Annotated in this window: 20 protein-coding genes, 1 tRNA gene and 2 pseudogenes; 6 read left to right on the top strand and 17 right to left on the bottom strand. The window is 59.3% G+C overall.

The features are described from left to right. Positions 1 to 15: 15 nt before the first annotated feature. Positions 16 to 393 carry a 30S ribosomal protein S16 gene (gene rpsP / locus WDN46_01320; protein ID MEJ0092107.1) on the bottom strand — a complete coding sequence of 126 codons (378 nt, stop codon included), beginning with the start codon at positions 391 to 393 and terminating at the stop codon, positions 16 to 18. Between the two features lie 75 nt (positions 394 to 468). Then, positions 469 to 2,073, bottom strand: a complete 1,605-nt coding sequence (ffh, locus tag WDN46_01315) for a signal recognition particle protein (GenBank protein MEJ0092106.1) — start codon at positions 2,071 to 2,073, stop codon at positions 469 to 471. Positions 2,074 to 2,543: 470 nt separating this feature from the next. Between ffh and WDN46_01310 the strand changes: the two genes are divergently transcribed. Together WDN46_01310 and WDN46_01305 are read left to right on the top strand one after the other, a co-directional pair. Further along, positions 2,544 to 2,620, top strand: a tRNA-Arg gene (locus WDN46_01310). A 274-nt stretch (positions 2,621 to 2,894) separates the two neighbouring features. Then, positions 2,895 to 3,731 (top strand): nucleotide-binding protein, encoded by an 837-nt coding sequence (locus tag WDN46_01305; GenBank protein MEJ0092105.1) that lies wholly within the window; start codon positions 2,895 to 2,897, stop codon positions 3,729 to 3,731. A gap of 401 nt (positions 3,732 to 4,132) precedes the next feature. Here the strand turns inward: WDN46_01305 and WDN46_01300 are convergent. Then, positions 4,133 to 4,890 (bottom strand): IS5 family transposase gene (locus WDN46_01300; protein ID MEJ0092104.1). Its coding sequence is split into 2 segments (ribosomal slippage): positions 4,133 to 4,551 and positions 4,551 to 4,890, totalling 759 coding nucleotides; the frame shifts between segments, so codons are not numbered across the junction. Positions 4,891 to 5,878: 988 nt separating this feature from the next. On the opposite strand from WDN46_01300, the gene WDN46_01295 reads away from it, so the two are divergent. Beyond that, positions 5,879 to 7,168, top strand: a complete 1,290-nt coding sequence (locus WDN46_01295) for a RelA/SpoT domain-containing protein (GenBank protein ID MEJ0092103.1) — start codon at positions 5,879 to 5,881, stop codon at positions 7,166 to 7,168. Positions 7,169 to 7,289: 121 nt separating this feature from the next. Here WDN46_01295 and WDN46_01290 read toward each other — a convergent pair whose 3' ends face one another. Next, positions 7,290 to 7,946, bottom strand: a complete 657-nt coding sequence (locus WDN46_01290) for an MAE_28990/MAE_18760 family HEPN-like nuclease (protein ID MEJ0092102.1) — start codon at positions 7,944 to 7,946, stop codon at positions 7,290 to 7,292. A 111-nt stretch (positions 7,947 to 8,057) separates the two neighbouring features. Here WDN46_01290 and WDN46_01285 point away from each other — a divergent pair. Then, positions 8,058 to 8,824 (top strand): annotated as a pseudogene (locus WDN46_01285) (IS5 family transposase). A gap of 30 nt (positions 8,825 to 8,854) precedes the next feature. On the opposite strand, the pseudogene WDN46_01280 reads toward WDN46_01285, so the two are convergent. Together WDN46_01280 and WDN46_01275 are read right to left on the bottom strand one after the other, a co-directional pair. Further along, a pseudogene (locus WDN46_01280) lies at positions 8,855 to 9,511 on the bottom strand (transposase). Positions 9,512 to 9,551: 40 nt separating this feature from the next. Then, positions 9,552 to 10,709 (bottom strand): DUF262 domain-containing protein, encoded by a 1,158-nt coding sequence (locus WDN46_01275; GenBank protein MEJ0092101.1) that lies wholly within the window; start codon positions 10,707 to 10,709, stop codon positions 9,552 to 9,554. A gap of 587 nt (positions 10,710 to 11,296) precedes the next feature. Between WDN46_01275 and WDN46_01270 the strand changes: the two genes are divergently transcribed. Further along, a protein-coding gene (locus WDN46_01270) for an IS3 family transposase (protein ID MEJ0092100.1) occupies positions 11,297 to 12,465 on the top strand; the annotation gives its coding sequence in 2 pieces (ribosomal slippage) (positions 11,297 to 11,561 and positions 11,561 to 12,465; 1,170 coding nt in all). After that, the gene (locus WDN46_01265) at positions 12,393 to 12,818 is read left to right on the top strand and encodes a hypothetical protein (GenBank protein MEJ0092099.1); all 426 of its coding nucleotides are present in this window, start codon (positions 12,393 to 12,395) and stop codon (positions 12,816 to 12,818) included. Before WDN46_01270 ends, WDN46_01265 begins: the two co-directional genes overlap by 73 nt. A gap of 548 nt (positions 12,819 to 13,366) precedes the next feature. Here the strand turns inward: WDN46_01265 and WDN46_01260 are convergent. From WDN46_01260 to WDN46_01210, 11 genes are all read right to left on the bottom strand, one after another. Further along, on the bottom strand, positions 13,367 to 13,795 hold the full coding sequence (locus tag WDN46_01260) for a hypothetical protein (protein MEJ0092098.1): 429 nt from the start codon (positions 13,793 to 13,795) through the stop codon (positions 13,367 to 13,369). Between the two features lie 356 nt (positions 13,796 to 14,151). Next, positions 14,152 to 14,745 (bottom strand): alkaline phosphatase family protein, encoded by a 594-nt coding sequence (locus tag WDN46_01255; GenBank protein ID MEJ0092097.1) that lies wholly within the window; start codon positions 14,743 to 14,745, stop codon positions 14,152 to 14,154. A gap of 134 nt (positions 14,746 to 14,879) precedes the next feature. After that, on the bottom strand, positions 14,880 to 15,677 hold the full coding sequence (hisN, locus tag WDN46_01250; protein MEJ0092096.1) for a histidinol-phosphatase: 798 nt from the start codon (positions 15,675 to 15,677) through the stop codon (positions 14,880 to 14,882). A gap of 2 nt (positions 15,678 to 15,679) precedes the next feature. Next, positions 15,680 to 16,651: a phosphotransferase gene (locus WDN46_01245; GenBank protein MEJ0092095.1), complete on the bottom strand. Its 972-nt coding sequence runs from the start codon at positions 16,649 to 16,651 to the stop codon at positions 15,680 to 15,682. Further along, positions 16,648 to 17,607 carry an aminoglycoside phosphotransferase family protein gene (locus WDN46_01240; protein ID MEJ0092094.1) on the bottom strand — a complete coding sequence of 320 codons (960 nt, stop codon included), beginning with the start codon at positions 17,605 to 17,607 and terminating at the stop codon, positions 16,648 to 16,650. The genes WDN46_01245 and WDN46_01240 overlap by 4 nt, the downstream gene beginning before the upstream one ends. A gap of 13 nt (positions 17,608 to 17,620) precedes the next feature. Beyond that, entirely contained in the window at positions 17,621 to 18,907 is a 1,287-nt protein-coding gene (locus WDN46_01235) for a Zn-dependent hydrolase (protein MEJ0092093.1), read from the bottom strand. Next, on the bottom strand, positions 18,900 to 19,676 hold the full coding sequence (locus tag WDN46_01230; protein MEJ0092092.1) for a DeoR/GlpR family DNA-binding transcription regulator: 777 nt from the start codon (positions 19,674 to 19,676) through the stop codon (positions 18,900 to 18,902). The genes WDN46_01235 and WDN46_01230 overlap by 8 nt, the downstream gene beginning before the upstream one ends. Positions 19,677 to 19,765: 89 nt before the next feature. Continuing rightward, positions 19,766 to 21,595, bottom strand: coding sequence for an ABC transporter ATP-binding protein (locus WDN46_01225; GenBank protein MEJ0092091.1), 1,830 nt, complete (start codon positions 21,593 to 21,595; stop codon positions 19,766 to 19,768). Continuing rightward, complete coding sequence (locus WDN46_01220) at positions 21,592 to 22,509, bottom strand: ABC transporter permease (GenBank protein MEJ0092090.1); 918 nt, start codon at positions 22,507 to 22,509, stop codon at positions 21,592 to 21,594. Before WDN46_01220 ends, WDN46_01225 begins: the two co-directional genes overlap by 4 nt. Continuing rightward, complete coding sequence (locus WDN46_01215) at positions 22,509 to 23,489, bottom strand: ABC transporter permease (GenBank protein ID MEJ0092089.1); 981 nt, start codon at positions 23,487 to 23,489, stop codon at positions 22,509 to 22,511. Before WDN46_01215 ends, WDN46_01220 begins: the two co-directional genes overlap by 1 nt. Positions 23,490 to 23,526: 37 nt before the next feature. Continuing rightward, entirely contained in the window at positions 23,527 to 25,077 is a 1,551-nt protein-coding gene (locus WDN46_01210) for an ABC transporter substrate-binding protein (protein MEJ0092088.1), read from the bottom strand. Positions 25,078 to 25,523: the final 446 nt, after the last annotated feature.

Raw genomic sequence — 25,523 nt, 5'->3', positions numbered from 1 at the left:
AGCGCCGCCTGTCAATCAGTTTGCGGGGGCGTCTGCAGCCGCCGCGGCGGCGGCTTTTTCGGCGGCGGCGGCGGTTGCAGTGGCGCGCTCCTGCGCCTTCTTCTTCGGCAGAGCCCTCTTCGGATTGTTGCGCGCCTCGCGCGTCAGAACGCCGAGACCGTCAAGCAACCGCGCGACGCGATCGGTCGGCTGTGCGCCCTTGGCGATCCAGGCCTTCGCCTTGTCCTGATCGAGCACAAGCCGTTCAGCGGAATCCTTGGCCTTCAACGGGTCAAAAACGCCGAGACGCTCGATGAAGCGGCCATCGCGCGGCATGCGCGAATCGGCGACCACAACGCGATAAAACGGGCGCTTCTTCGCGCCGCCGCGCGCCAGACGAATTTTCAAGGGCATGATGCGAGTTCTCCAATTTGGCCGAAGCATTCGGCGTTAAGTTGAGGTTTCAGAGTTGGTTGGCGGTAGGTAAATTCACTTCTTCTTTCCAAACGGGTTGAGCCCGCTCAAAAGTCCGCCGCCGAGTCCCGGAAGCTTTCCGGGCGCCCCGCCGCCAAGGCCCGGCAATTTCGGCGCGGCGCTGACCAAGCCGGGCGGCGGCGGCGGAAGGACCGCCGGCTTAGGGGCCGGGCCGGAAGCGCTCGGTCCGCCCGGCATTGGCCCGAATTGCTTCTGCAAAGCGGCGATTTGTTCGGGCGTTGGTTGCGGCATGGCGCCCATGCCGCCGCCCGGAAGCCCAAACATCGAGGCCATCTTGCCCATGGCGCCGCCGCGTTTGTTGGCCCCGCCCATGGATTTCATCATGTCGGCCATCTGACGGTGCTGTTTGAGCAGCTTGTTGACGTCTTCGACCTTGACGCCGGAGCCCGCCGCAACGCGCTTTTTTCGCGAGGCCTTGAGCAGATCAGGGTTGCGCCGCTCCTGGCGGGTCATCGACGAAATGATCGCGCGCTGACGTTTGATGATGCGATCGTCCAAATTGGCGGAGGCGAGCTGATCTTTCATCTTGGCGATGCCGGGCAGCATGCCCATGATGCCGCCGAGGCCGCCGATCTTCTCGACCTGCGCCAGTTGTTCGGAGAGATCCTCGAGATCGAACTTGCCCTTGCGCATGCGCTCCGCGATGCGCTGCGCCTTCTCGGCGTCAATCGATTCAGCCGCTTTCTCGACGAGCGAGACGATGTCGCCCATGCCCAGAATGCGGTTGGCGATGCGCGAGGGATGGAAATCCTCCAGCGCATCCATCTTCTCGCCGGCCCCGAGCAGCTTGATCGGTTTGCCGGTTACGGCGCGCATGGAAAGCGCCGCGCCGCCGCGTCCATCGCCATCGACGCGGGTCAGCACGATGCCGGTGATGCCGACGCGATCATCGAAGCTTTTGGCGAGATTGACGGCGTCCTGCCCGGTGAGCGCATCGGCGACGAGCAGGATCTCGTGCGGCCGCGTCGCCGCCTTGATCTCCGCCATCTCCTGCATCAAGACTTCATCGATATGGGTGCGCCCGGCCGTGTCCAGCATGACGACGTCATAGCCCTGCAAGCGCGCCGCCTGTTCGGCTCTCGCCGCAATCTGCACGGGGGTCTGACCGGCGATGATCGGCAATGTATCGACGCCGATCTGGCGGCCGAGCACGGCGAGTTGCTCCTGCGCGGCGGGCCGCTTGACGTCGAGCGAGGCCATCAAAACCTTGCGCTTCATGCGCTCGGTTAAGCGCTTGGCGATCTTCGCCGTGGTTGTCGTCTTGCCCGCGCCCTGCAGGCCGACCATCATGATCGCGACCGGCGGAGCCGCATCGAGATTGATCGGATCGGCGTCGTGTCCGAGAGTCTCGATCAAGACGTCATTGACGATCTTGATGACCATCTGGCCGGGGGTCACCGATTTGATGACATTGGCGCCGACTGCGCGCGAACGCACCGTGTCGACGAAAGAGCGCACGACGTCGAGCGCGACGTCCGCCTCAAGCAAAGCGCGGCGAACCTCTCGCAGCGCGACGTTGACGTCCTCCTCGGAGAGGGCGCCGCGGCGGGTCAGCGTATCAAATATGCCAGAGAGCTTTTCCGAAAGCCCTTCAAACATGCGCTCTATCCTATCCCAACCTATCCCAAAAACTTTTCGCCCCGAGGGTTCGGCGCGCAAGGGCGGCCGTTCGCGGCCAGCTCAAGAGGCGAGCCTCTCAAGATCAAACCTTATCCCCGCCAACGACGAGGGCTCGGCTTTAATTTCCGCACAACCCGCCCCGAAAAGCCGATATCTTATCGGGGCTAGGTTCGCGTCAACGCAAAACGCGCCCGGGGGCGCAACGCGCTGCCGGACGTTCACCGCTTGCTTCGCAAAGCAAGGCGGCTCATTCACCAGAACCTCTCTTTGAAGGAAGGTCTAGAGGCTCCTCCTTGTAGGAAGGGAGAACCAGCGCGCTTTTTCGCGCTTTAGGGCGGCAAAGTCAAGGAATTCGAAAGAACGACCGGCGAGTGGGTTTGCCCGTCCGCGCGAACATGCTAAATCGGGACGCGCCGAAGCGGGCGCTCTAGCGTCTCCGACGTCGATGCGTCCCGGTAGCTCAGCAGGATAGAGCAACGGTTTCCTAAACCGTAGGTCAGGGGTTCAAATCCCTTCCGGGACGCCAATTAAAACAATGACTTACAAATAACCATTGTTAGGCTTTAGCAAAAACCTTATCGGAAAAACCTTATCGGCAGCTTTAGCGTAGCCTTTGGCTCTTGGAGCGCTCCCCGCGCATGCTTGCGGCGCGTGGTAAGCGCTCACGCCGACGCTATAGAAAGGTAGTGGCTCCTTTTTGTGATAAATTTTAATCCATATATTCTTGAAGAGGATTTTGCATGGCGCGCCGCCCCAGCTCAGGCTCTGTACCTTCTCCTGCTGAACTATCTCGGGATCAAATGTGCGACGCCGTCGAACGCATCAAACCTAGAATTGCAGACTTGGAGGCATTTGATCCAAGTTCACTCACCCGGCATGACGATCCTCGCGTGATTGCGCTTGAGAAAGCCATCGAAGAAACTTTGCAACGGGCTTTCGGGGCGGATACAATCGAATTTGACCGGTATGCGCGCGCCGCGAGCTTGCGCCCACGAATTGGTGTTACTGTCCTGTCTCTTAGCGCTGGCAAGGGACGGCCGCCATCGGGCGAACTGCAGCGCGAATTTTCAGAGGCCAAAGAGAAGTCAATTGCGCTGCTTGGCCAAGCTGTAAAAGGGCTTCAGGAGGAGATCGTTCGGAAGGGCTCTTCATCCCTGCCGCCCGTTCTTGCAACTCCCCAAAAAGAAACGGCTGGGCGCCAGGTATTTATTGTCCATGGCCACAACGGCGAGGCTCGCGAAGCAGTCTCAAGCTTTTTGCGGAAGATAGACTTCACGCCCGTAATTCTTCACGAACAGTCTAACCGGGGCCGTACGGTTATTGAGAAATTCGAGGCTCATGCGGATGTCGCCTTTGCTGTCGTCCTCTTAACACCCGATGACATCGGCGGTCCGAAGGATGGCGCGCTGCTTCCGCGCGCGCGTCAAAACGTTATTCTTGAGCTTGGCTACTTCATCGGAAAACTCGGGCGAAAGAACGTATGCGCCATTAAGCACGGCGACGTTGAGCTGCCTTCCGACATTTTCGGCGTCGTGTGGACGCCGTTCGACGCGTATGGTGCCTGGACAATGGCCTTGGCTAAGGAGCTGAAGGCTGCGGGCCATGCTATCGATTGGGACAAGGTAGTGGGTCCCTGAGCCGACCCCTGACCATATCCAAACACTAGACCTTCGAAGCAGAAAAGAAGAACGAGTATCGAACTGACCGGGTGATCCAGACGCCGGGCTGCGGGCAAGGGAGACGCGCAAAGCGCCTCCCCGCAATTGTCTTAGGTCGCAGAAGGCGGCGCAACTAACAGCAGGGGAAGGACTGGCGGCAATCTGTCGTGTCTTTCAACAGTACGGTTGCCTTTCATCGAGTAATCAAAAGGCAATACGATTCCGAAAGTCTCTTCGGCCACCCAACCTATGTTCGCTAGGATTTGCCCGGTTGTGAAGCAGTTCGTAATGCCTCGGTTGTAGAGGGCGCGAGCCGCTACAACTGATTCCTTGAATTGCTCTAACTCTGGCTTTCCTTCGATCTGACCTAGGGTCCAGACTCACAACCAGTAGCAAACGGTAGCGGCGATGCAGACTGTGGCGAGGAAGTTTATGGCGTTTCGGTCGTAGCGGGTAGCCACGCGCCTGAAGTCTTTCAGGCGGCAGAACATGCGTTCGATGGCGTTGCGGTTTCGATAGAGGAAGGGCGAGAAGCAGTTCTTCCACCTGCGATTGGCCTTGGGCGGGATATTCGGCATAGCTCCGCGCTCCTCGACCTGCCGACGGATCGCATTTGCGTCGTAGCCCTTGTCGCCATGGAGGATTTCGCAAGGAGGAAGTCGCGCGATAAGCTCCGCGCCCGCCGAGCAATCGGCGATTTGGCCGCCGGTGAGCATGAAAGACAGCGGGCGGCAGTCCGCATCGGTCAATGCGTGGATTTTGGTTGTGCGCCCGCCGCGCGAACGGCCGATGGCCTGATTCTTCTCCCCCCTTTGCCGCCACTGGCCGAGCGATGCGCCTTGACCGCCGAGGAGTCGATGAGGACCTGCGCCGGCGGCCCGCCTGCTTGCGCAAGCGCGTGGAACAGATCGATCCAAACGCCCTTAGCAGCCCAGCGAACGTAGCGATTGTAGAGAGTCTTCTTTGGCCCGTACTCCAGCGGCGCGTCAATCCAGCGTCCGCCAGATTTCAGCACATGAATGATCCCGCTGATCACCCGGCGATCATCGACGCCCGCCTTGCCGCGCGTGTCCGTGGGAAGATGCGGCGCGATCTTCGCGAACTGCGCGTCCGTCAGCCAGAATTGATCCCGATTCATAGTCGCTTCCTTTCGGAAGCTGTGAATCACAATCCGCCTGTCACGCCAACCATTTTATGGGTCTGGGCCCTAAGATCGCGGCGAAGTCATCATCCAGTGGATCCCAATCGATTATTTCATCTTGCGTCGTCATGTTGGCTATTCCCTAAAAATGTGCGCGCAAAAGCCCCCGGCATTGCGCCGCTAATTTCGACAGGGGGGTTGGGGAGAGGCCCGTGCTGTGTAGAAGCACGTAATTGACACTTCTAAGCCTTAGCATGTCCAACGTGATAATCGCAGAGGCCAAAACCTGTCCCTTGAGGACGACCTTGGGCGCGATTCGGGGCGGGGATCAAGCCCTTTCTTGCGAAAGTGTTACAAGTCGAACGCCCTTCGCTTAAAGGCACCGGTCCAAAGAAAATCGGTAGCTTGATCATGGCGGGAATCTGGGGCGCAGCGTGTTAGAGCGACCTTTCCACCCGAAGGCCCTGAGCCCGGCCTCGAAGCCGCCTAGACCCCATTAGAATTGCGCCGAAAGCCGAGGCGCTGTCGGGCGGTGCGGACCATGACGGCTTGCCGCGACGCCGTGATTAGAGCTTGCGGGATGATTTAAATTGGATCACCGGTTGATCAAGCTGCGCATGACGTGACACGATCGATTCACAAGCTAGCTGACTTGTTGACCGGGCAGCGCGACTACTTCTCGCAAACTCCGGCGGCTGATCAGGACACCGATACAGCGAGAGATGCCCAGAAGGCCGCCCGGGAGAATGGCGAGTTTCCCAGGACACTCAATAGCTCTAGCAGCGTTGCGCACGCGAACGTCCGCCCTCCGCTGTGCTATCCGGCAGGAAAACGTCAACGTGGAGACAGCCAATAGGGGTCGTGTGTGAGCAACATCCGAATGGTGCACCGGAGATAATTGCGACGCCACTGCATGGACGCATTGATATGCATTGTGATTATCGGACACTTCTGGCAGTAAAGACAGGGGCCGCAGGGGAAAGCCGTGTCGGAGGAAGTCGTCACTGAATTTGTCGCAGCCTACACGCGGGAGTACGATTACTACCAAGCAGCGGCTCGGCTCTGCAGCCAACGCTGCGAAGCGCTGCTTGGCCCGCGCGGTGTAAGGGCCATCGTGACGTATCGCGCGAAGCGCCCTATCAAGTTGCTCACTAAGCTGCGCGAGCGCGATCAGAAGCAAAGCTATGCATCATCGCAGCAGATCAGAGATGATATTGCTGATCTCGCGGGTGTGCGCATTGCCCTTTACTTTCCTGGCGACCGAGAGAGCGTGGGGTCGATTCTCAAGGAGAATTTTTTAATCGACCTTGAAAGGAACTTCCCGAAAAGTGCGGAGCTTAAACGCCAAGGGAAGCGTTTTGACGGATATCGTGCCGATCATTATCGGGTCTACATTCACGACGGCAGCCTCGACCACGCGCAAAAGCAATATGCCACTGCAAAAATAGAGATTCAGGTCGGCAGTGTCTTGATGCACGCATGGGCGGAGGTTGAACATGACCTAATGTACAAACCGGAGAGCGGAGACCTTTCCGAAGACGAGGAGGCCATTCTGGACGAGGTCAACGGCTTGGTCCTCACTGGTGAAGTTGCGCTGGAAAGATTGCAACGAGCCCTTCAGCGCAGGTTAGCTGAGAACGACGCTCCGTTCGACAGCCATTATGACCTGGCTGCCTATTTGCACCGATGGCTGCAAGGCGCGAAGCCCAGGTCAGACCTGCAATTGGGCCGCGTGGACCTGATGTGGGAACTGTTGCGCGAAGCCAAACTCAACAGCGCTACCAAGCTAAAGGAACAAGTCGGAGAACCGGACTCTCTATCAACAGACGAGCCAATTTCGGATCAGATAGCTGACATTATCCTCGGAAAAAGGCCCGAATTGTATAGCTTCTACAGCAACCTGCAGGCGAGACTCACTTTCACGAGTATCTATGATCAGACCCAACCCATGGCGGCACACCGAAGCCAAGCCATCGGACGTTTTCTTTCGGCATGGATCATTCTCGAGCGCACGCATGCGCTGAATGACAAAAGCCCGTCGTACAGGAGCCGCGACATCGTTGGCTGGGCGCAAAGGATCGAACTCTCCCAGAAGGCCCTCGAGACGATCAGGAATGTTCGCCAAGTCAGAAACCAACTCGTCCATGGAATTGAGATCCCAGACCGGGGATTTCTCGACGAGGCCACGCTCCAACTTCGCAGAGTGCTTTCGGAACTTGAAAATCATCGAGATGAAAGTGTCCGACAAGCCTATCGCGAAGCACAACTGCCGTAGCACAAGAAGGACTTGGGCCTGTGAAAATCACTTCCATGAACAAACGTCTGTTGATCGACGTTGCGCGCTTCAAAGCGGCCCTTCCGGTCTTGACCACCAGCGGCGGCAAGCGCAGCGATAGCTACTTCACTAAAAACGCTGTCGCCGTGAAGAAATCGACGACTTCTACGGCCAGTGTGCGCATCAGCGTCAGTATTCTGGACTGAAGCGAGTACATGTCCGAGGCGAGCTGCGCCTCAGTCTTTGTCGAATCAAACATCAAAGCTTCGCCGTGAGCGCAATCATGCCTCAAAGACGTAAGTTTGCCTATGTCGCTTCTGGCGAATGCAAATTTTGCCCCTTCCAGGCCGATGCTCTCTATAGCCCAGAAGAAGTTCGCAACATTCATGTTGCCGCACTCCAAAATTATGGTCAGCGAGGGCGCGGGCACGTCGTCTATCAAGCAGCCCCCTAGACTTCCTCGTTCAGCAAGGTCGGCATTCGACAGCTTACTCATTGATTGACGCAAGCCAGACGCAAATAGATTGGTCCTTATTGATGCGAGACATTTGGACCAAGGATGCCCTGCGTCGAAGATGTCCTGCATCGACTGTGCGACAATCCGCTTAGTGTAGGCTTCAAAATGAGCGTAGGTCATCGCAACGAAGCAGCGATAGGAGAAGCGAAATAGCGGCGCATCCCCCAGAGAACGCTGTAACTGGATCTTGGCTAAAGCCAACTCCGCTTCACGCCAACGCAACTCGTCTTCAATGGTGGAGAGAAGCTGAGATGACAGCATCTCAAGCGCTCTTGATAGCTTCTTCTAGGCCGTTGTGACGAATTCGGCGTTTGGGGGATTCTCGCGAGGATCTTTCCATGATTCAAGGCTGATTTTTGGAGATCAGCCTTGATGATTCGGGATGTCGATGCGCTGCGAGACGATCAATGGGAGCGGCTTTGTGATCTTGTGCCAGGCGGAAGAGCCGGCCAGCGCGGGCCGCGCTGCGACAATCGACGCTTCGTCGACGCGCTGTTATGGATGGCCCGCTCGGGCGGCCGCTGGCGCGATCTGCCCGAACGCTTCGGCGACCATCAGGCGGTGAAACGCCGCTACTATCGCTGGATCGAGCGCGGCGCCTTGGACGGATTTCTTGAGGCATTCACCGCCGAGGCCGATCTCGAATGGCTGATGATCGACTCAACAATCGTGCGCGCCCATCAGCACGCGGCCGGCGCAAGGATCGCCAAAGGGGGGCGGATGCCCAAGGCCTGGGCCGCTCTCGCGGTGGTTTGAGCACCAAAATCCACGCCGCGACAGACGCGCTCGGCAACCCCGTTCGGCTCCTTCTCGGACCTGGGCAGCGCAACGACATCACAAAAGCGCACGCCCTGATCGAAGGCTTTGCGGCCGATGCGATCATCGCCGATAAAGGTTATGACGCCAATCACTTGCGCAAGGCTGTTCTTATGCGTGAGGCTGAGCCGGTGATCCCATCAAAATCCAATCGCCGCGCGCCGCTCCCCTACGACAAGGCGCTCTACAAGGAGCGCAATCTCGTCGAGCGTTTCTTCAATAAACTGAAGCAGTTCCGGCGCGTCGCAACCCGATACGACAAGCTCCTCGCAAACTACCGAGGCTTCGTATTGCTCGCCGCTATTGCTATCATGCTCAGGTAATTCGTCACTACTGCCTAGGGTCCAGACTCGCAACCAGTAGCAAACGGTAGCGGCGATGCAGACTGTGGCGAGGAAGTTTATGGCGTTTCGGTCGTAGCGGGTAGCCACGCGCCTGAAGTCTTTCAGGCGGCAGAACATGCGTTCGATGGCGTTGCGGTTTCGATAGAGGAAGGGCGAGAAGCAGTTCTTCCACCTGCGATTGGCCTTGGGCGGGATATTAGCTCCGCGCTCCTCGACCTGCCGACGGATCGCATTTGCGTCGTAGCCCTTGTCGCCATGGAGGATTTCGCAAGGAGGAAGTCGCGCGATAAGCTCCGCGCCCGCCGCGCGAACGGCCGATGGCCTGATTCTTCTCCCCCCTTTGCCGCCACTGGCCGAGCGATGCGCCTTGACCGCCGAGGAGTCGATGAGGACCTGCGCCGGCGGCCCGCCTGCTTGCGCAAGCGCGTGGAACAGATCGATCCAAACGCCCTTAGCAGCCCAGCGAACGTAGCGATTGTAGAGAGTCTTCTTTGGCCCGTACTCCAGCGGCGCGTCAATCCAGCGTCCGCCAGATTTCAGCACATGAATGATCCCGCTGACCACCCGGCGATCATCGACGCCCGCCTTGCCGCGCGTGTCCGTGGGAAGATGCGGCGCGATCTTCGCGAACTGCGCGTCCGTCAGCCAGAATTGATCCCGATTCATAGTCGCTTCCTTTCGGAAGCTGTGAATCACAATCCGCCTGTCACGCCAACCATTTTATGGGTCTGGGCCCTAGTACCTGGATGCGACCAAACAGCTTTGACCGCTTATTCGCACCAGTACCCACGTTCTGCTTGAAACCGGTGGACTGTCTCGCCTCTATAATGACAGCATTGATTCGTTGCGAATCTCCTGCTTCGATGTGGTCTAACGTGTGCGCAAAGGAGCAGACCATCGCTTCGTAGTATGCAGGCGCTAAACCTCCTATGGCCTTGTCATTCTTGAACTTGCAGAAAGCGCCTTCCCCCGAGACCCTTTCGATCGCTGTGAAGACGCGATTGAAGATCTCTTCCTGCTTGTCGTAATCAAATTTTTTGGCCCCTAGAAGGACTCCATCCATGTAGCCATTGAGCCAGTCTGCAACGTTGCCGTGATAGAACTCGGCTCCATCATTTGCAGCGAAGAACCGAAGGACTAGCTCTTCACGACCTCGCTTCTCTTGGTCAGAATCTGCGAGTGTTTCCGTCAAGCGCTGGAACTCCGGCTTTTCCGAAAGCCGGATCAGAAATTCGTAGAACGCGATGCCGGCCGGGCCAAAAATACGGGCGGAGCAGTTCCGGAGTTCCTGTTCGCTCAGTTCAGACCCACCGGTATTCAACCGCTTGAACATCTCGTACCGCAGAAAATCACGACTTTGACGTTTGATGATGAGCGCGCGAACCGCTGACCGTTTCAGTTGCAGGCGCAGAGTGAGCGGAAGCTGATCGAAAGTCAGGCCGTTAAGTTCGGGCACAATATCGCAGCCCACGAGTTGCAACGGCTCTTTATCTATGACGCTAGCATCGATGAATTGAGCCATTGAGCTTACACGCTGGAGCCCGTCGATAAGCTCGTAACGGCCGTCCTCGTTCTCGATGAAGAAAATCGGCGGGATTGGTAGTCGGAGGAGAACCGATTCGACCAGTCGCGACCGTTGTTCGTCAGACCACCTGAAAAGCCGCTGATACTCGGGGTCGATCCGGATCTCATTATCGCGCTTGAGATTGACGATTTCCCCGAAGCTTAGATCGATGGCGTCGGTTCGCACTTCACCGATCTTCGCGTCAATAGCATTTAACAGGCGTGTTTGCGCCTCGCCGTGCTCAGTCGCAGATTTGGCAGCAGGGGCGGGATCGCTGGGGTTAGCGTTATCTTCGGACATCGTTCGACGATACTCGTACCCGGCTGCACGTCAATACCGCCGTGAACTGCCGAGAAGCCAACGGCCAGATTTGTGATTGCAGCCACTTACGTTCCGCTTTTTCGTCAGGCGGCTCGGCCTCAAATTTTAAAGGCACTTTGTGATCGCCGAGAACATCGCTGGCGTCAGAATACAAGCCATCTATCGGCAACTGAGGACCTTATGAGTTGTCCTGCTTCCTTGCGACCGCCGAAGGAAGGTCCTTTGGCTCGATATGACGCTCAGACTCAAGTGCGCGAGCCTTCGCTTGGGCTGCTGCTATTTCGCGACGACGAAATCTTTCAGCCGGAACTTTTAGCCGGTTGGCACGTTCGGCATGGCTTCGCCAGAGGATGACTGCTGAGATGTCTGGTATTGGAAGACAACTTGGTTGCCGGCAATCTTCATGACCGCGCCAAATTCGCGGGCGGTTCGATGCTCCCACTGTATGAAATTTCCGTTGTGCATGCTCCAGTAGTCACGTATCACGCCGCCAAGGTCGTGGTCTGCCCCCTGAAAAGTGATCCTCCGTGAAGTATGGGCTTATGAGCCTGATGGAGGACTGCGCAATGCCGAGGAAAAGACACAAGGCGGAAGAGATCGTCGCGAAGCTACGGCAAGTCGAAGTGCTTAGCGCGCAAGGGCGACCGGTCGCGGAGGCGATCCGCTCGATAGGGGTGACGGAAGTTACATACTATCGATGGCGGTCGGAATACGGCGGCCTGAAGGGCGATCAGGTGAAGCGGCTGAAGGAGCTGGAGGCGGAGAATACGCGGCTCCGTCGAGCGGTGTCCGATTTGACGCTTGAGAAGCTGATCCTGAAAGAGGCTGCCTCGGGAAACTTCTGAGCTCCGCGCGTCGTCGCGCCTGCGTGGAGCATGTGATCGCCGAACATGGCGTTTCCGAGCGGTTCGCTTGCCGGGTTCTCGGTCAGCATCGCTCCACGCAGCGCAAGGTTCCGACCAAGCCCGATGACGAAGCGGCATTGATCGCCGACATCACGGCGCTCGCCATCCAGTACGGCCGCTATGGCTACCGCCGCATCACGGCGATGTTGTGGGAGCGAGGCTGGAAGGTCAACGTCAAACGGGTCGAGCGGATCTGGCGACGCGAGGGGCTGAAAGTTCCGGCCAGACAACCCAAGCGCGGGCGTCTCTGGCTCAATGACGGCTCGTGCGTCCGGCTGCGCCCGCAATGCCCCAACCACGTCTGGTCCTATGACTTCGTCGAGGACCGCACTCATGATGGCAGGAAATATCGCATGCTGAATATCATCGACGAATTTACCCGCGAATGCATCGCGATCAGGATTAACCGGCAGCTGAAGGCAGCGGACGTCATCGACGTTCTCTCGGACCTCTTCATCTTGCGAGGGGTTCCGATCCACATTCGTTCCGACAACGGCCCGGAGTTCATCGCCAAGGCGTTGCGTGACTGGATTGCCGCCGTCGGCGCGAAGACCGCCTACATCATGCCGGGCAGTCCCTGGGAGAACGGCTATTGCGAGAGCTTCAACTCGAAGCTGCGCGACGAGCTTTTGAATGGTGAAATCTTCTACACTCTCAAGGAGGCGAAGGTCGTCATTGAGCGATGGCGACGCCACTACAACACCGTGCGCCCGCACTCATCGCTGGGCTACAAGCCGCCAGCCCCGGAGACCCTGCAATGGCCGGCTTCGCAATCCGGACCAGCTTCGCCCGCCACGCCAGCAATAGCGCCAGGGCCGACAATGCACTAACATTCAAACTGGATCACCCCATGGGGGCAGGCCAAGGCGTCGTCGAGTCCTTGAGCTACGGAAGCAGTGCGCCGGCGGTTGGAACACGGGCCCTCGTGACGAGCGCCCGCACCATTCAGCTGAAGCTCAAAAGTCCGGAGCCGGTTGAAGTGAAGGACTCGCTAATGACCCTGAACGTCGGCGGCAAGGAATTGCTCGTTGGCGGCTACGGCGAGAACGGCGATACCAAGACGGTCGTGTTCTCTATGGATCCGCAGGACTTCGCGGATCTTCCGGATCAAGCGTCGATCACGCTGATCAACGGCAGCACGCAGCAGAGCTATGGCGTGCTGAGCAAGGGTCAGCTGAAGTAGGAGCCTTTGAGGCTGCGCGTCCAGGGTGGTCCTGGACGCGCTCTTTCGGCCGGTCGTCTAGCGCTTGTTCCGGCCGGCGCCATGGCGTCAGAGCTTCCTCAGCTCGACTTCCTCGATCCGGCGCTGCCGGCCCTTCGGTCAGCATGAGACTGGCGTGGGCGCGACTCAGCAGCAGGTTCTCGCCTAGTTTGCGCAAGCGGGTGGCGTGCTCCCGAGCTAGCGTTCCTTCCGGGAGTTTGTTTCAAACTCGACGAAGACGCCAACCATATTTTTGGTTCCGTCTCACACGGTCGTCTCACATAGGCGCCAGCGGGTCTTTGCTCCGAAGCGATTGATCTGTCCGCAGCTTGGCGCGGAGCATCCATGCCAGCTTAGATTGATCATCAGAGCGGGTCTCGCTTTGCGAGGCGCTATGTTGAACATCAGGGCCGAACGGCGCTCGGCGGCGTGGAAAAGCACAAGCTAAAATGGAAACCCTTCGGGGCATCACCTGCCCCGACAAGCTTCGCCGTCCGCCTTAGAGCGGAATCGTTCACATCGAAAATGGACTAGAACGCGTTTGGAGCCGCGCCGAATGCGCTGCCGGCGACATAGAATGGGAATTGTGCGACCTGTCCCACGACGTGTATCGGAGCGCCTATCAGGACCAGCGGATTGCTTGCCGGATTTCCATAAGCCGGAAACACTGCCCCCGCCGCTCGGAAAGGTAAGCTGACTATGGTCGCGGCAATCGCGATTGGAGCGGTGAAGATCGCGGCCGGCCCGTGGAAAGGATCTGAAGCGGCGACGACCGGCTCGCGATACAATCGCTTCGTAACTGTAAGAGGACGCTCGGCGGCTAGATGATGGTGGCGGTGCGTCCTATGCCAGTGGGCCTCGTTATAACGATCCTTGGCGGCAGCCGGTAGAATGAAAGCCGTTGCGAAAGCCGCCGCGCCTACAGCGATGTGCGCCAGCTTCAATGTTGTCGTCTTCATTTCGACATCTCCTTGTCTTTCGTCCAGGAAAGAACCCCTAAACGCCAAATAAGACTTTTACCAGGTCGCGCTTGAGGCGCTGAGCTAATTTCAGGCCGCCAAGGCCTCGGTCAAGGATGTCGGGGTGTGGAAAGAGCGTCGGCCAAGGCAAAATAAAACAATCGAGGTTACTGAGCCGCGCTTTATTGCCGCAGAGGGCGCGCCGACGACCGAGAGTTCGCCGTCAGCGGCGGCATGGCCAGCCAGGGACAGCCGCATATACGAGGCCCGTTTGAAAATCGATGCGCCTTCGCGGAAGCGCGTCATTGGAAATGATCGTCAATTGGACGAGGTCTCATATTTAAGGACGGCGACGCTCAGTTAGATTCTCTCGCGCCGAGATTGGGATCGAGGGTCAACTTCGGATTCGGGCTTTGATTGAAGTTGAACATATTGTTTACCGATCCGGCGATCGTGTCGTACGACCCCGCATCAATCTGGACGCCTCCGAGCCAGTTGTTTTCGATAAAGCGAAGGATCGATGCTTGGTCCGTCGATGTATGATCGACGAAATTCGGTTTCGCGAAGGGGGAAATGACCAGCAGAGGCTGACGCGCGCCGTCGCCGCAGCGGCCGTTGACGGGCTTCCCGTTGACGCCGGGCAGCGCATTGACCGGTGGCGCGCCGGGAGCGACGGAAGTTCCCAAGGGACCACACATCTGCGCTCCAAGGAACGCGTCCTGAGCGCTGGCTGACGGATTGACGAGGTGATTTTCGTGGTCGTACCAGCCATCCGAGTCGTCGTAGGCGATGATCACCGCCGCGCTGCTCCACTCGGGGCTTTGCTCCAGCATATTGATGATGCTCACGACGAAGTTCTGCTCGTCGAGCGGATCCGAATTGCGGGGTGCTCGGCGGCCAATCTGTGGGCCACCGTTATGGCTGTCGCTCTTTCTGACAACGCTCGCCATATCAGCTTTTCGAGCGCGGTCACGTTCCGTCGCATGTTTGGTTTTGGTACGCTTACCTACGGTGCACCGGTAGCTTCGCGGTTATGCCGGCTTCGGCGCGGCAGTGGAGGCGTGCCACGAAGAACCTGGCCTTTTCAAGGTTTCGTCAACAGCGCCAGCGCCTGGCTATGGAGCTCTGGCGTCGCGGCAGCGATAACCCGACCGTCAGAAAGGAGGTCGAGCGGCTGACCTGCCCAGTCCGACATCACGCCTCCTGCCCCCTCAACGACAGCGACTAACGCCATGTAGTCGTACGGCTTCAAACCTCCTTCGACGACGAGATCACAGTGCCCCGAGGCTAGGAGGCCATAAGTATAGCAATCGCCGCCGAAACGCCGCAGCGCGACGCCCTTACTCAGCCGCTCGTAGGCCATGAGCCCCCCGCTGGAGAAGCTGTCCGGCGAGGTGGTGTAAAGACGCGCCTCGGAGAGCGTCGCGCAGCCGCTGACCAGAGCCGGCAACCCATTCAACCACGCACCGTCCGGCGTCCCCACCCAGCGCTCGTTCATCGCCGGCAGGTCGATGACGCCAACAACGGATTTATCGTCTTCGACCAATGCGATCAGCGTGCCGAATAGCGGCATGCCGGTTATAAAGCTCTTCGTGCCATCGATCGGGTCGACAACCCAGGTATGCGGCCGAACTTTGGCGCCGAATTCCTCGCCATATATGCCATGCTCGGGATAGCGGGCTAGGATGCGAGCGCGCAGCTCCTGCTCGATATCGCGGTCGGCGATCGTCACGGGCGAGCCATCCGCTTTTATCGACTTCTCGAATGTTCCACGAAAATGAGCCATCGCTATCGGACGCGCGGCGTCCGCTAGCTCCTGGGCGAAGGCGACGGCCTCACGCCAATCGAGCGGATCGAAGGCCATTGGAGACGGTTCTGTCATCGTTAAACCTGTCGCAAATAGTCGACCCAGCGTGGGTCGCGCATGACCGAGCGGGCGCGCATGTGTTTCCACGCGCCGTACTTGAAAAAGTCGAAGTCCAGCGTCGAAATTTTGCTTTGGACCATGGCCCAGGTCGACCACTTGATGTCGGCGAGCGCCTTGTGAACGACGAGCCGCGCCTTCATCGCCGGATCGAACCTACCGAAATAGGCCTCGATGATTTCCGCTTCAATGTCTTCGGAAAAAAACATCTCGCCGCACCAGACGCCGAGATCGTAGCAGCGGTCATTGTTCGAGCTGTATTCGTAATCGATCAGCATGATGGATTTGTCGACGCCCAGCATGAAGTTGCCGGGCATCGGATCGTTGAAGCAAGGAACCATGTCAATGCCCGACGCCTCGAGGGCGGCGCGCGCCAGGCGATATTGCTTGAAGAGCCACGCCGCATCAGGCGGCGAAGCGCCCCCAAGGCTTTGCGCCTGGTCGACGTGCTCATCAATCATATCAAATACCGTCTTGGTCAGCGGCAGCAGACCGGAATCATTGAAGACGCGGTAGGTTGCGACGGCGGAGGCGCGAATATCAGGATCGCCGAAATCGGCATTGGAACAAGGCCGTCGACCCGTGATGAAATCGGTAATCTCGATCCCGCGATGGGCGAGATACTCGTAGATACGGGGACCGATGCCGATTGCCTGCGCGCGTCGACTGGCGTCAAACGCCGCGCCCCTGTCGATGAACATTTCCGTGCCGCGACCAGGCATCTTGAGAAAGAAAGCTCCTTGCTCTCCGGCCACAACAATTCGCCAATTAGTGTTGCTGATGCCGCCAAGGACCGGGCTATAGCCGAGAATCCGTCCACGCCATGGCGTGATTTCGGCGAGAGCGGCCTCTAGCTCTCGCTCGTCATCGGACTCTGCGGTCCCGAACGCTCTCCCGGCCTCCAGGCTTGCGGCATCGCGATTCGTCATCATATGGTCCTCAGCATACGTTCGAAATCATAGTCGCGAACCGCCATTCGACACCGCAGCAGGCGCCACTTCGCGTATTTTAAGAATTCGATTCCGCGGCGTTCCGAGGTCACGTTCATCAAGCTCGCCCAAAGACCCCAGTAGAGGTCGTCGGCGATTCCATAGAGCCGACATCGATTGAGAGTGACCTCCCGAACGGATCCCTCGTAGCGCTCGATCACCGGGCGCATCTGCTCCGCAAAAGCAAAAGCCTCGTTAAGGAGACTTCCGAGCTCGTAGAGCGGATCGGTGTTGCAGGAGTTATCGAAGTCGACGAGGCGTATAGCATTGCCGGGTCCGATCATGATGTTGGAGGCAAGGCCGTCGGCGTGGCAGGGTACGCTATCCGTCCCTGCAGCTCGGAAAGCGGCCTCGATGTCGGCAACCGCGTCGCACAGCCACCAGATATCCGAGTCGAGTTCGGCCCCGCTGCCGGCCAGCTTCGCCTTCACGGCGGTTATGCCGTCGAAGATCGACCAGTCACGCTTGAATCGAGCGCCGATGTGAATGCGCTTCTTGGCGGTCAAGATCGCGGCAATGATGTCGGGGTTCTGAAGATCGCTCATCATCGCTGTTCGCCAAGATTCGTCCAGCCTTTCAAAGACGATCGCGTGCAAGTCGGGCAGATAGTAGCGCGGCGCGGGAGCAACGCCGGCGGCTGTGGCGCTCGACGCGGCCTCGAAGACGCAGGCCATGTCGATCCAAGGCCGCGCCTCGGGGTGCGTGATCTTCAGGAAGAACGGCGCGCCATCGACGTCGACGGCGAATCCATCCGAGTCCACAGAGCGGTGCATGGTCGATATAACCGGCACAGTCGCGGTTCGGTAGGCGATCGTCGCGTTAGCCCATGCCGGAATCGCTGCGATGACCTTCTCGGCGGCGCGCTCGGTCGCCGACGTCGCCTCTCCGAGCGCGGTCACTGGACGCCATCCATCAGCGCGGCTCCTTCTCCAGGATGTCGCCCTCCGCGCAAAAGCGCCAGAGCATCCCGGTGAGGATACTGACCCCAAGTTCGCGATCCGCTTCGCTTGTGAACTCGGCCGGATGATGCATCACGCCGCCGACGCTCGGCACCGCGATGACGATCGAGGGACAAACAGCAGCCATGCTGACGGCATCGTGGCCGCCGATAGTGTCGAGCAAAAGCGTCTTCTCACCGAGGTTCCCCGCGATCTCCTGCGCAAGACCCACCAGGCGAGGATCCATCGGCCCGGCGCGTCGGCGATCGACGCTGCGAATCTCGAAACTGACGCCGGCCTTGGCCGACGAGCGTTCGATCGCGGCGTTCAGGTCAGCCTCTGCGCTGGCCAGGATTTCCGGAGAGCCTGAGCGCAGCTCAATAAAGCACACGGCTTCGCCCGCCACGACGTTTGGAGAGTTAGGGTAAACCTCGAGCCGGCCGACAGACGTATGGAGCTCGACGCCAGCGTTGTCTGCGATCGCCTTCAAATCGGCGATGAGGTAGGCCGCGCCGAGGAGGGCGTCGCGGCGGTCCGCCATCGGCGTCGGGCCGGTGTGCGACTGCCTGCCGATGAAAGCGAGCCGATATTTTGTGGCGCCCCAAAACCGCTGAAAGGCCCCAAAGCGCACCCCCGCCTTCTCGAGCTTGTCGGCGCCTTCGATGTGCAGCTCGATATAGGCGTCCGGAATCGGCGGCGCCGCTTGGTCGCGGTAACCAATGAGATCGAGGGCCTTGCCGACGCTGACTCCATTTCCGTCCCTCTGGGCAAGCGCGAAGTTGAGATCGATCTCGCCGGCATAGACCCCACTCCCGAGAAGGCTTGGTTGGAACCGCGCCCCTTCTTCGTTGGTCCAATTGACGATGACGATATTCGCCTTGGGCGTCGCGCCCGTCTTTTTGATATGCCGCTTCAGCGCCCGCACCGATGCGCAGGCCGCTACGACGCCGTAGGCTCCGTCGAACCGTCCCCCATTGGGCTGGCTGTCGAGATGTGATCCGGTCATCACCGAGGGCGCATCCTGCCCGGCCCAGTCAAGGATCCCGAACATATTTCCGATGCCGTCGATCTCAAGCTTCATGCCTTCATGGGCTATGAAAGCCGCGAACCAGTCCCGTGCAGCCCGGTCCTCGGAAGAGAGCGTCAGGCGCGTCATGGCGCCGTCAGCGCCGCCGCCAAAGGTCGAGACTTCTTCCATCATGGCATGCAATTCGCCCGCATCGACGACAGGCGTCTCGGCGATCGTTGGTGTTTTAAGCATATAAAATTTCTACTCCAGCTTCTTTAAGCCTAGCGGCGAAATCCGCAGGCAATTTTGCATCGGTCACTAGGCGCTGTACCTGACGAAGGTCGAGCGTACGGATAGAGGCGGTCCGGCCGAACTTTGCGCTGTCCGCCAACATCACGACATCCTTCGTGTGTTTTGCGAGCGCCCGCCGAAGCGAAGCCTCCTCCTGGCCGAAGTCCATGAAACCGTGGGTGTAATCGACGGTGGCGACGCTGATGAAGACCGCATCGAAAACGTGATTGTCGATCGCCTCGATTGTCAACGGACCCAGGAGCGCTCGGTAGTCAGCGCGCAGGCGCCCCCCGATCAACGTCACGTCGCCATCTGAATCGGTTGCAAAAAGTTGTGCGATATCAAGAGAATTCGTGAAGATGTGGACGCGACGGCGCTGGAGAAGGTGGCGCGCAAAGGCAAGCGTCGTCGTACCTGCGTCGATAAAGATGGTCGTATCGTCTTTGACGAGTTTCGCTGCCTGCACTGCTATCCTCGCCTTCTCACGCGCATTGACGCGCATGCGAAGGACGACGGGCTGGTCGCCGCCAGCAGACAATTGGACGGCGCCCCCATATGCGCAGCGGAGGCGGCCATCGAGCTCCAGCTGTTTGAGGTCGCGGCGGATGGTCTCGCGGCTAACCTTGAGCTGACCGGCAAGGTCCTTTACGAAGACGCGACCATTTTTTGCGAGTTCCGTGAGGATCACATTGAGCCTCAGATCGGGAAGGGGCATAGCCAGGATTCTCATCGGGCGGGGCGGGCGCTTCGCCAACGCTCTCGCATGCAGCGTAACCGGGCTGGAATCAAGGCAAATTTGGGGGGCGGCGGCGCCGGGCATCATGGGTGCGCCTCCTCCAGCGCCGGCGCCCATTTCGTCTCAACCAGGAAGCAGGCCGCAAGATCGTGGTCGCCGCGCGCCAGAAGATTAGGGCTCTCAGCCCGGCAACGATCGTAGGCATTGGGGCAACGACCGGCGAAGCCGCAGCCGATGGGCAGATCAATTGGGTTCGGCGGTTCGCCATCGAGCAGGCAATCTTCGGCTCGGTAGCGCCGCTCCTCCAAGGTCGGTATGGCGCTGAGAAGCGCGCGGCTATAGGGGTGACCGGGATCGAAAAACAGACGCTCGTTGCGGCTGACCTCGACAACCTCGCCCAAGTACATCACGGCTACGCGGTCGCAAGTCCGCCGCACCAGGGCCATATCGTGCGAGATAAAAATGTAGGTCAGCCGGTGCTTGGCCTGTAGCCTCTCGAACAGGTCGAGCAGCTTCAATTGCTCCGACTGGTCTAGGGCCGACAGCGTCTCATCCATGATCAGAATATGCGGTTCGAGAATCATCGCGCGCGCGACGTTGATCCGCTGACGCTGGCCTGCGCTGAGGCCAAGCGGCAGCTGATCGTACAGGTTTGGCGAGAGCCCGACTTCCCGCATCATGGCGAGAACGCGCTCACGGCGGACCTTGCCGTCCCGCTCGCCATGAACCCGCAACGGCGCCTCGATCATCGCTCCGATCGCCGTGCGCGGCGGGAGCGACCCGAATGGGTCCTGAAGCACCAATTGCACCTTGCGCCGAAAGGCCAGAAGCTCGCGACCAGATAACGTCGCCATATCGACGCCGCCGCACAGGATCTGGCCGCTGTCAGGGCGCTCCAGGCGGCTGAGCAGCCGCATGAGACTGGATTTACCGCAACCGGACTCGCCGACGATGCCAAAGTTTTCGCCGGCATAGACATCGAAGTTTACGTTGCGCACTGCGCGAACTTCACTCTTGCCGGCAAAACTGCCGCGCCGCCGCAGATGATAGCTGCGCGAAGCGCCGCGGACGCTGAGCACAGGCTCTCCAATTGCCTGCGGGCGCGTCGGCGTCGACGTGCCGCTCCAGATCTTCGGCGTTCGAGCGAGCAGATCGACGGTATAGGGGTGCGAGGGATGAGCGATCAGCGCATCTCTCGATTTCTGCTCAACCACCCTCCCCTCGTCGAGAACGAGGATCATGTTGGCGGCATCGCAGACGATCGGAAGCGATGATGAGACGAAAACAATCGCCGTTTCAAACCGCTCGGTCAGTTCGCGCAGCAGCCGCAGCACCTGAGCGGCCACGGTGACATCGAGCGGCTGCGTGACATTATCCGCGACGAGAAAGGCTGGGTTCGAGACAAGAGCGTCAACGATAAGCGCGCGCTGCATCATTCCTCCGCTGAACTGCGAAGGAAAGTCGTGAAAGCGCGTCCGCGCCGATGGAATCCGCACGGCGTCAAGAAGCTCGATGACCCGTCGCTTCGCCTCATCGCGGCCGACCTCGGGCGCGACCGCATGGAGCTTCTCCACGATCTGAGGCCCTACCGCCAGCGTTGGATCGAGCGCGCCCATGGGATTGGCGCCAACATATGCGATCTCCCGCCGCAGCCCGCGCATCGCGCGGCCTGGCAGATGCAATATGTCCTGGCCCTTGAAGGACACTGATCCGCCTGTCGCAACGAGCGGCGGCTCGAGCCAATTGACGATCGCTCGGGACAACACCGTCTTACCGGACCCGGTCGCCCCGATGATGCCGAGTATCTCGCGCGGCGCGAGGTCGAAGCTGACGTCGGCGATGATCGAGCATTCTGCGCCCGCTATGCCGGCGGAAAGGTTGCGGACGCGCAGGATCGGCTCCAAGGAGCTCATGCCAGTCCCCCAAAGATCCGATGACGCGCGCGTTCAAGCGAGGCGCCCATAAGATTGATGCTTGTCAAGTTCAGGCACAGAAAAATGCCGGGCACCGTGGCGATCCACCAAGCATCCAAGAGATACTTGCGGCCATCGGCTATAATGTTGCCGAACGTCGGCGTCGGCGGCTGCACGCCAAGGCCGATGAAGCCGAGGATCGATTCGAAGATCATCATCCGGGCGATGTCGAGGACAGACACGAAAATGATCGGCGGCAGCACCAGCGGCGCGATAAGGCCGACCATGATGCGCCAATCCGACGCGCCCATGATCTGTGCGGCGCGGACATATTCGCGGCCCCGCTCGTTCATCACAACGCTCCGCATCACCCGTGCATAAACTGGCCAACTTGAGAGGCCAAGGACGAGGATAATCGCGGGGATGGTCGGTCGCGAAACGCCCAGAACCGCGATCGCGAGAATGATCATCGGGATCGACAGCTGCGCGTCAGTCAGACGCATGATCAGGGTATCGATGATGCCGCCATAATAACCGGCGAACAGGCCGAGGGCGCATCCGATGAAGAGCATCAAAATAACAGTCGCGACGCCGATCAAGAACGAATAGCGCAGCCCGATAAGGCAGCGCACCAGCATATCGCGGCCGATCTGATCCGTGCCAAGCGGGTGCGCGACGCTCCAATGCGGCCCCAGGAACATCGGGCCGAGCAAACGCGCCTTCACGTCCATGTGCGTCGGATCGATGCCGCTGAGTTCGGGATAGATCGCCGTGGCGATAGCGAGCATCAGGAAGACCGCAAGCCCAATGCGGAACTCCGTGGATGCGATGGCGAGCCGCCAGATCCGCCGCGCTACGGAGCCTCCGGCGCGCTTGACCGGCTCGGCGAGGCCTATGGCGTCGACGGCGCTCATCAGTATTCGAGTCTCGGGTCGATCATCGTTGCGGCGAGATCGACGGCGATGTTGATGAAGACGAAGATAGCGCTTGTGACGATGGCGATGCCTTGGATCAATGGAAAATCGCGCTGCAACACTGCATTGATCGTCAGCAGCCCGAGACCTGGGTAGTCGAAGATGTATTCCACGATGAGCACGCCGCCGAGCAGCCCACTGAATTGGACGCCGAGCAAGTTCAGGAGCGGCACCGAGGCGTTGCGCAATGCATGGTTCGCAATAATGCGCCGGCGGCTGAGGCCCCGCACGGCGCCGACGGCGATGAATGGCTCCTGCATGATTGAGGTAAGCGACCCGGTTAGGGTGCGGATGAGCACCGGCGACAGTTCAACCGCGAGGACAAGCGCTGGCAGCAGAGTATAGGCAAAACCGCCGTATCCGATGGCCGGCAGCCAGCCTAGCTTAACCGACAACAGCAGCGTCAGAACGATGCCCAGCCAAAAATTGGGCAGGGATATGAAAATCGACGACAGGTAGAACGCGAGCCGGTCCGGCCAGCGGCCAGGGGCCAAGCCGCCCGGAATGCCGATGAGCGCTGAAATGCAAAGCGCCATCGCGACCGCGACCGCCGCCAATTGCAGCGTCATCGGCAGGGTTTCGCCGATGAGATCGAGGACCTTCGCCCGCTCGCCGCGCGTTGAATCGTCGAAGCTCGAACCGCCGGTGGAGGCCCCGTTGGCCGGCCGCACGAAGGACTCGCCGAGATCGCCCCGCGCGACATGGCCCATGTAGCGCATGAACTGGACCGGAATCGGGTCGCGAAGTCCCATCTTTGTGGCGATTTCGTTGATCAAAGCTTCCGGCGCCATCCCGCCCGCCATAAGGCGGACCGGGTCGCCAGGGACCACTCGCAGCAACGTGAAGATCAGCGCCGACACCAGAAAGACGATGACGAGGCCTTGGGTGATTCGTCGCGCAAGAAAGCTTAGGATCTCCAAAACGCGCCTCCAGGAGCAGTCCCGCCGGTCGGAAGCATCAGGCGTAGACGGCCTTGGACGCATCTATCGATCCATCGGGATAGATGAACAGGCCGTCGAGATCCTTCTGCATCGCGTGGATCATGACCGAGGTGAAGAGCGATAGAGCCGGGACTTTCTGCGCCAAAAGCGGCATCGTTTCGGTCTGCAAAACATTCTTCCGAATTTCGAGCGTCGGCGCATTCCGCTCCTTGTCCAACACGGCGTCGATCTCCGGGTCGCTGATCCCGCAGATGCGCTTCGAGGTTGAATAGAAATGCGTGCGGAGCACGAGATCCGGCTCTGGCGACCCCGTCGACCAGCCGCAATCGATCATGTGACCAGGGCCTCCGCCAGGCCGATCATAGAGACGTTCGTTCCAAGCCGCCGGCTCGAGCACGGTCAAGGTGACCGGGAATCCCTGCTCCTGCAACATGCCGGTGATGACTTCGCCATATTCCTTTGTTTTCGGATAGAAACCGACCGAGGTTATGTATTCCAGCGGCGGCAGCCCCTTGCCCTTGGGGAAGCCGGCTTTCGCCAGAAGCGCCTGGCACGCAGCTGGATCAAATTTCGGATAGTTCGGGAGATCGACATAGCCGAACTTCACTGGCGAGAAGAAGTTTGAAGAGGCGTAACCCGCCGAACCGAGGAGCTCAAGCACCGCCGAGCGATCGATCGCGTTGCATGCCGCCATTCTGATGAGCGGATCGTTGAACGGCGGCTTTGAGCAACGAAACCACAGATACTTGTTTTCGACGGAGACGATGGCGCTCGTCTTGATCTTCGAATTCTTGGTCAGAGTCTCGACCTGTTCGGGCTCCAACCGCTCGACGATCGAAGCCTCGCCGTTCAGCAGTGAGAGCATGCGGGTCGTTGCGTCGCCGACGAAGTTGAAATGAATCTCGGAGATCTTCGGGGCGCCTTGGAAATAGGCGGCGTTTGCCTTGAGAATCGTCGAGTTGCCCTTTTGGCCATCGAAGCGGAAAGGACCGGTTCCGTTTAGCCTTTGCGTCAAGGGGCCGGACGGGCCGGCCGCGACATCGGTCGCTGACATGATCGGCAGGAACGAAGCGAGGAAGATGAAGAGATCTGCGGGATAGCCGCCTTTAGTTGTATCGATTATGACGGAATAATCATCTGGAGTGGTAATGGTCAGCCCAGACGTCGGGCCAGGATACCATTGCGCCGGACGATCGGGCAGCGCGCCATATTCGATCGTCGCCTTGACGTCTTCGGCCTTGAACGGCTTGCCATCATGGAATTTGACGTCATTGCGCAGCTTGATCTCCAAGCGATGCTCGTCCAACAGCTTGAGGCTGGTCGCCAGTTCGTAATTCGTCTTGTCGGGCGCATCGAGCCGCATCGGCGTACGGGTCAGGAATCCCATGACGAAGCCCTCGACATTCTTCTGCGAGAGCGTCGTATGCGCGGTCGGGTCCCAGTTGCCGGTGATGTTCTCAGCGGACAGGAAAACAACGGGCTTGCTCGTCTGCGCGATCGCTAAAGAGCAGAGGAAGGTCGGATCCAGCACCATCGCGCTCGCTCCGAACGCGCCCGCGCGAGTCATCAGTGCTCGTCGATTGATAAGTGTCATTTCGCCAGCCTCTTAATCGTCCGAACCAGCATGTGGCTTTATGCGGGATCTAGCGGATCAGTAGCACATACCACAGCAACCCTCATGCCAAGCCCTCTGCGGATGTGCCCAGCCAATGAAAGAGGGAAGCTTTAGCAAAAAATGCGGGCGCCGTAGGCGCTTATGATGCATTCTGCTGCTTGTTTGTTCATCCCAAAAGGGGCAAGGAAGGGCCGGCCCGGCGCGTTACGAGCCGAGGCATCCCCTGAGGCATATTAAGTCAAAAACCACAAAACCACAGACGGCTTTCGTCAAGCGCAAACCAATTCGCGATTTGGGTTGGCTGTCCGCCCGTTCGCAAAACGATGTCGCCGGCAACACCCAGGTCAAGAAAATCTGACGACGACAGGGTTCGGTAGCGCCGGGAAACCCGGGCGGTC

This window comes from Methylocella sp. (genome assembly GCA_037200525.1).
In the GTDB taxonomy this organism is placed as follows: Bacteria; Pseudomonadota; Alphaproteobacteria; order Rhizobiales; family Beijerinckiaceae; genus Methylocapsa.
Note: the sequence above shows the minus strand (reverse complement) of the source record. Positions and strands in the feature narration are given on the sequence as shown.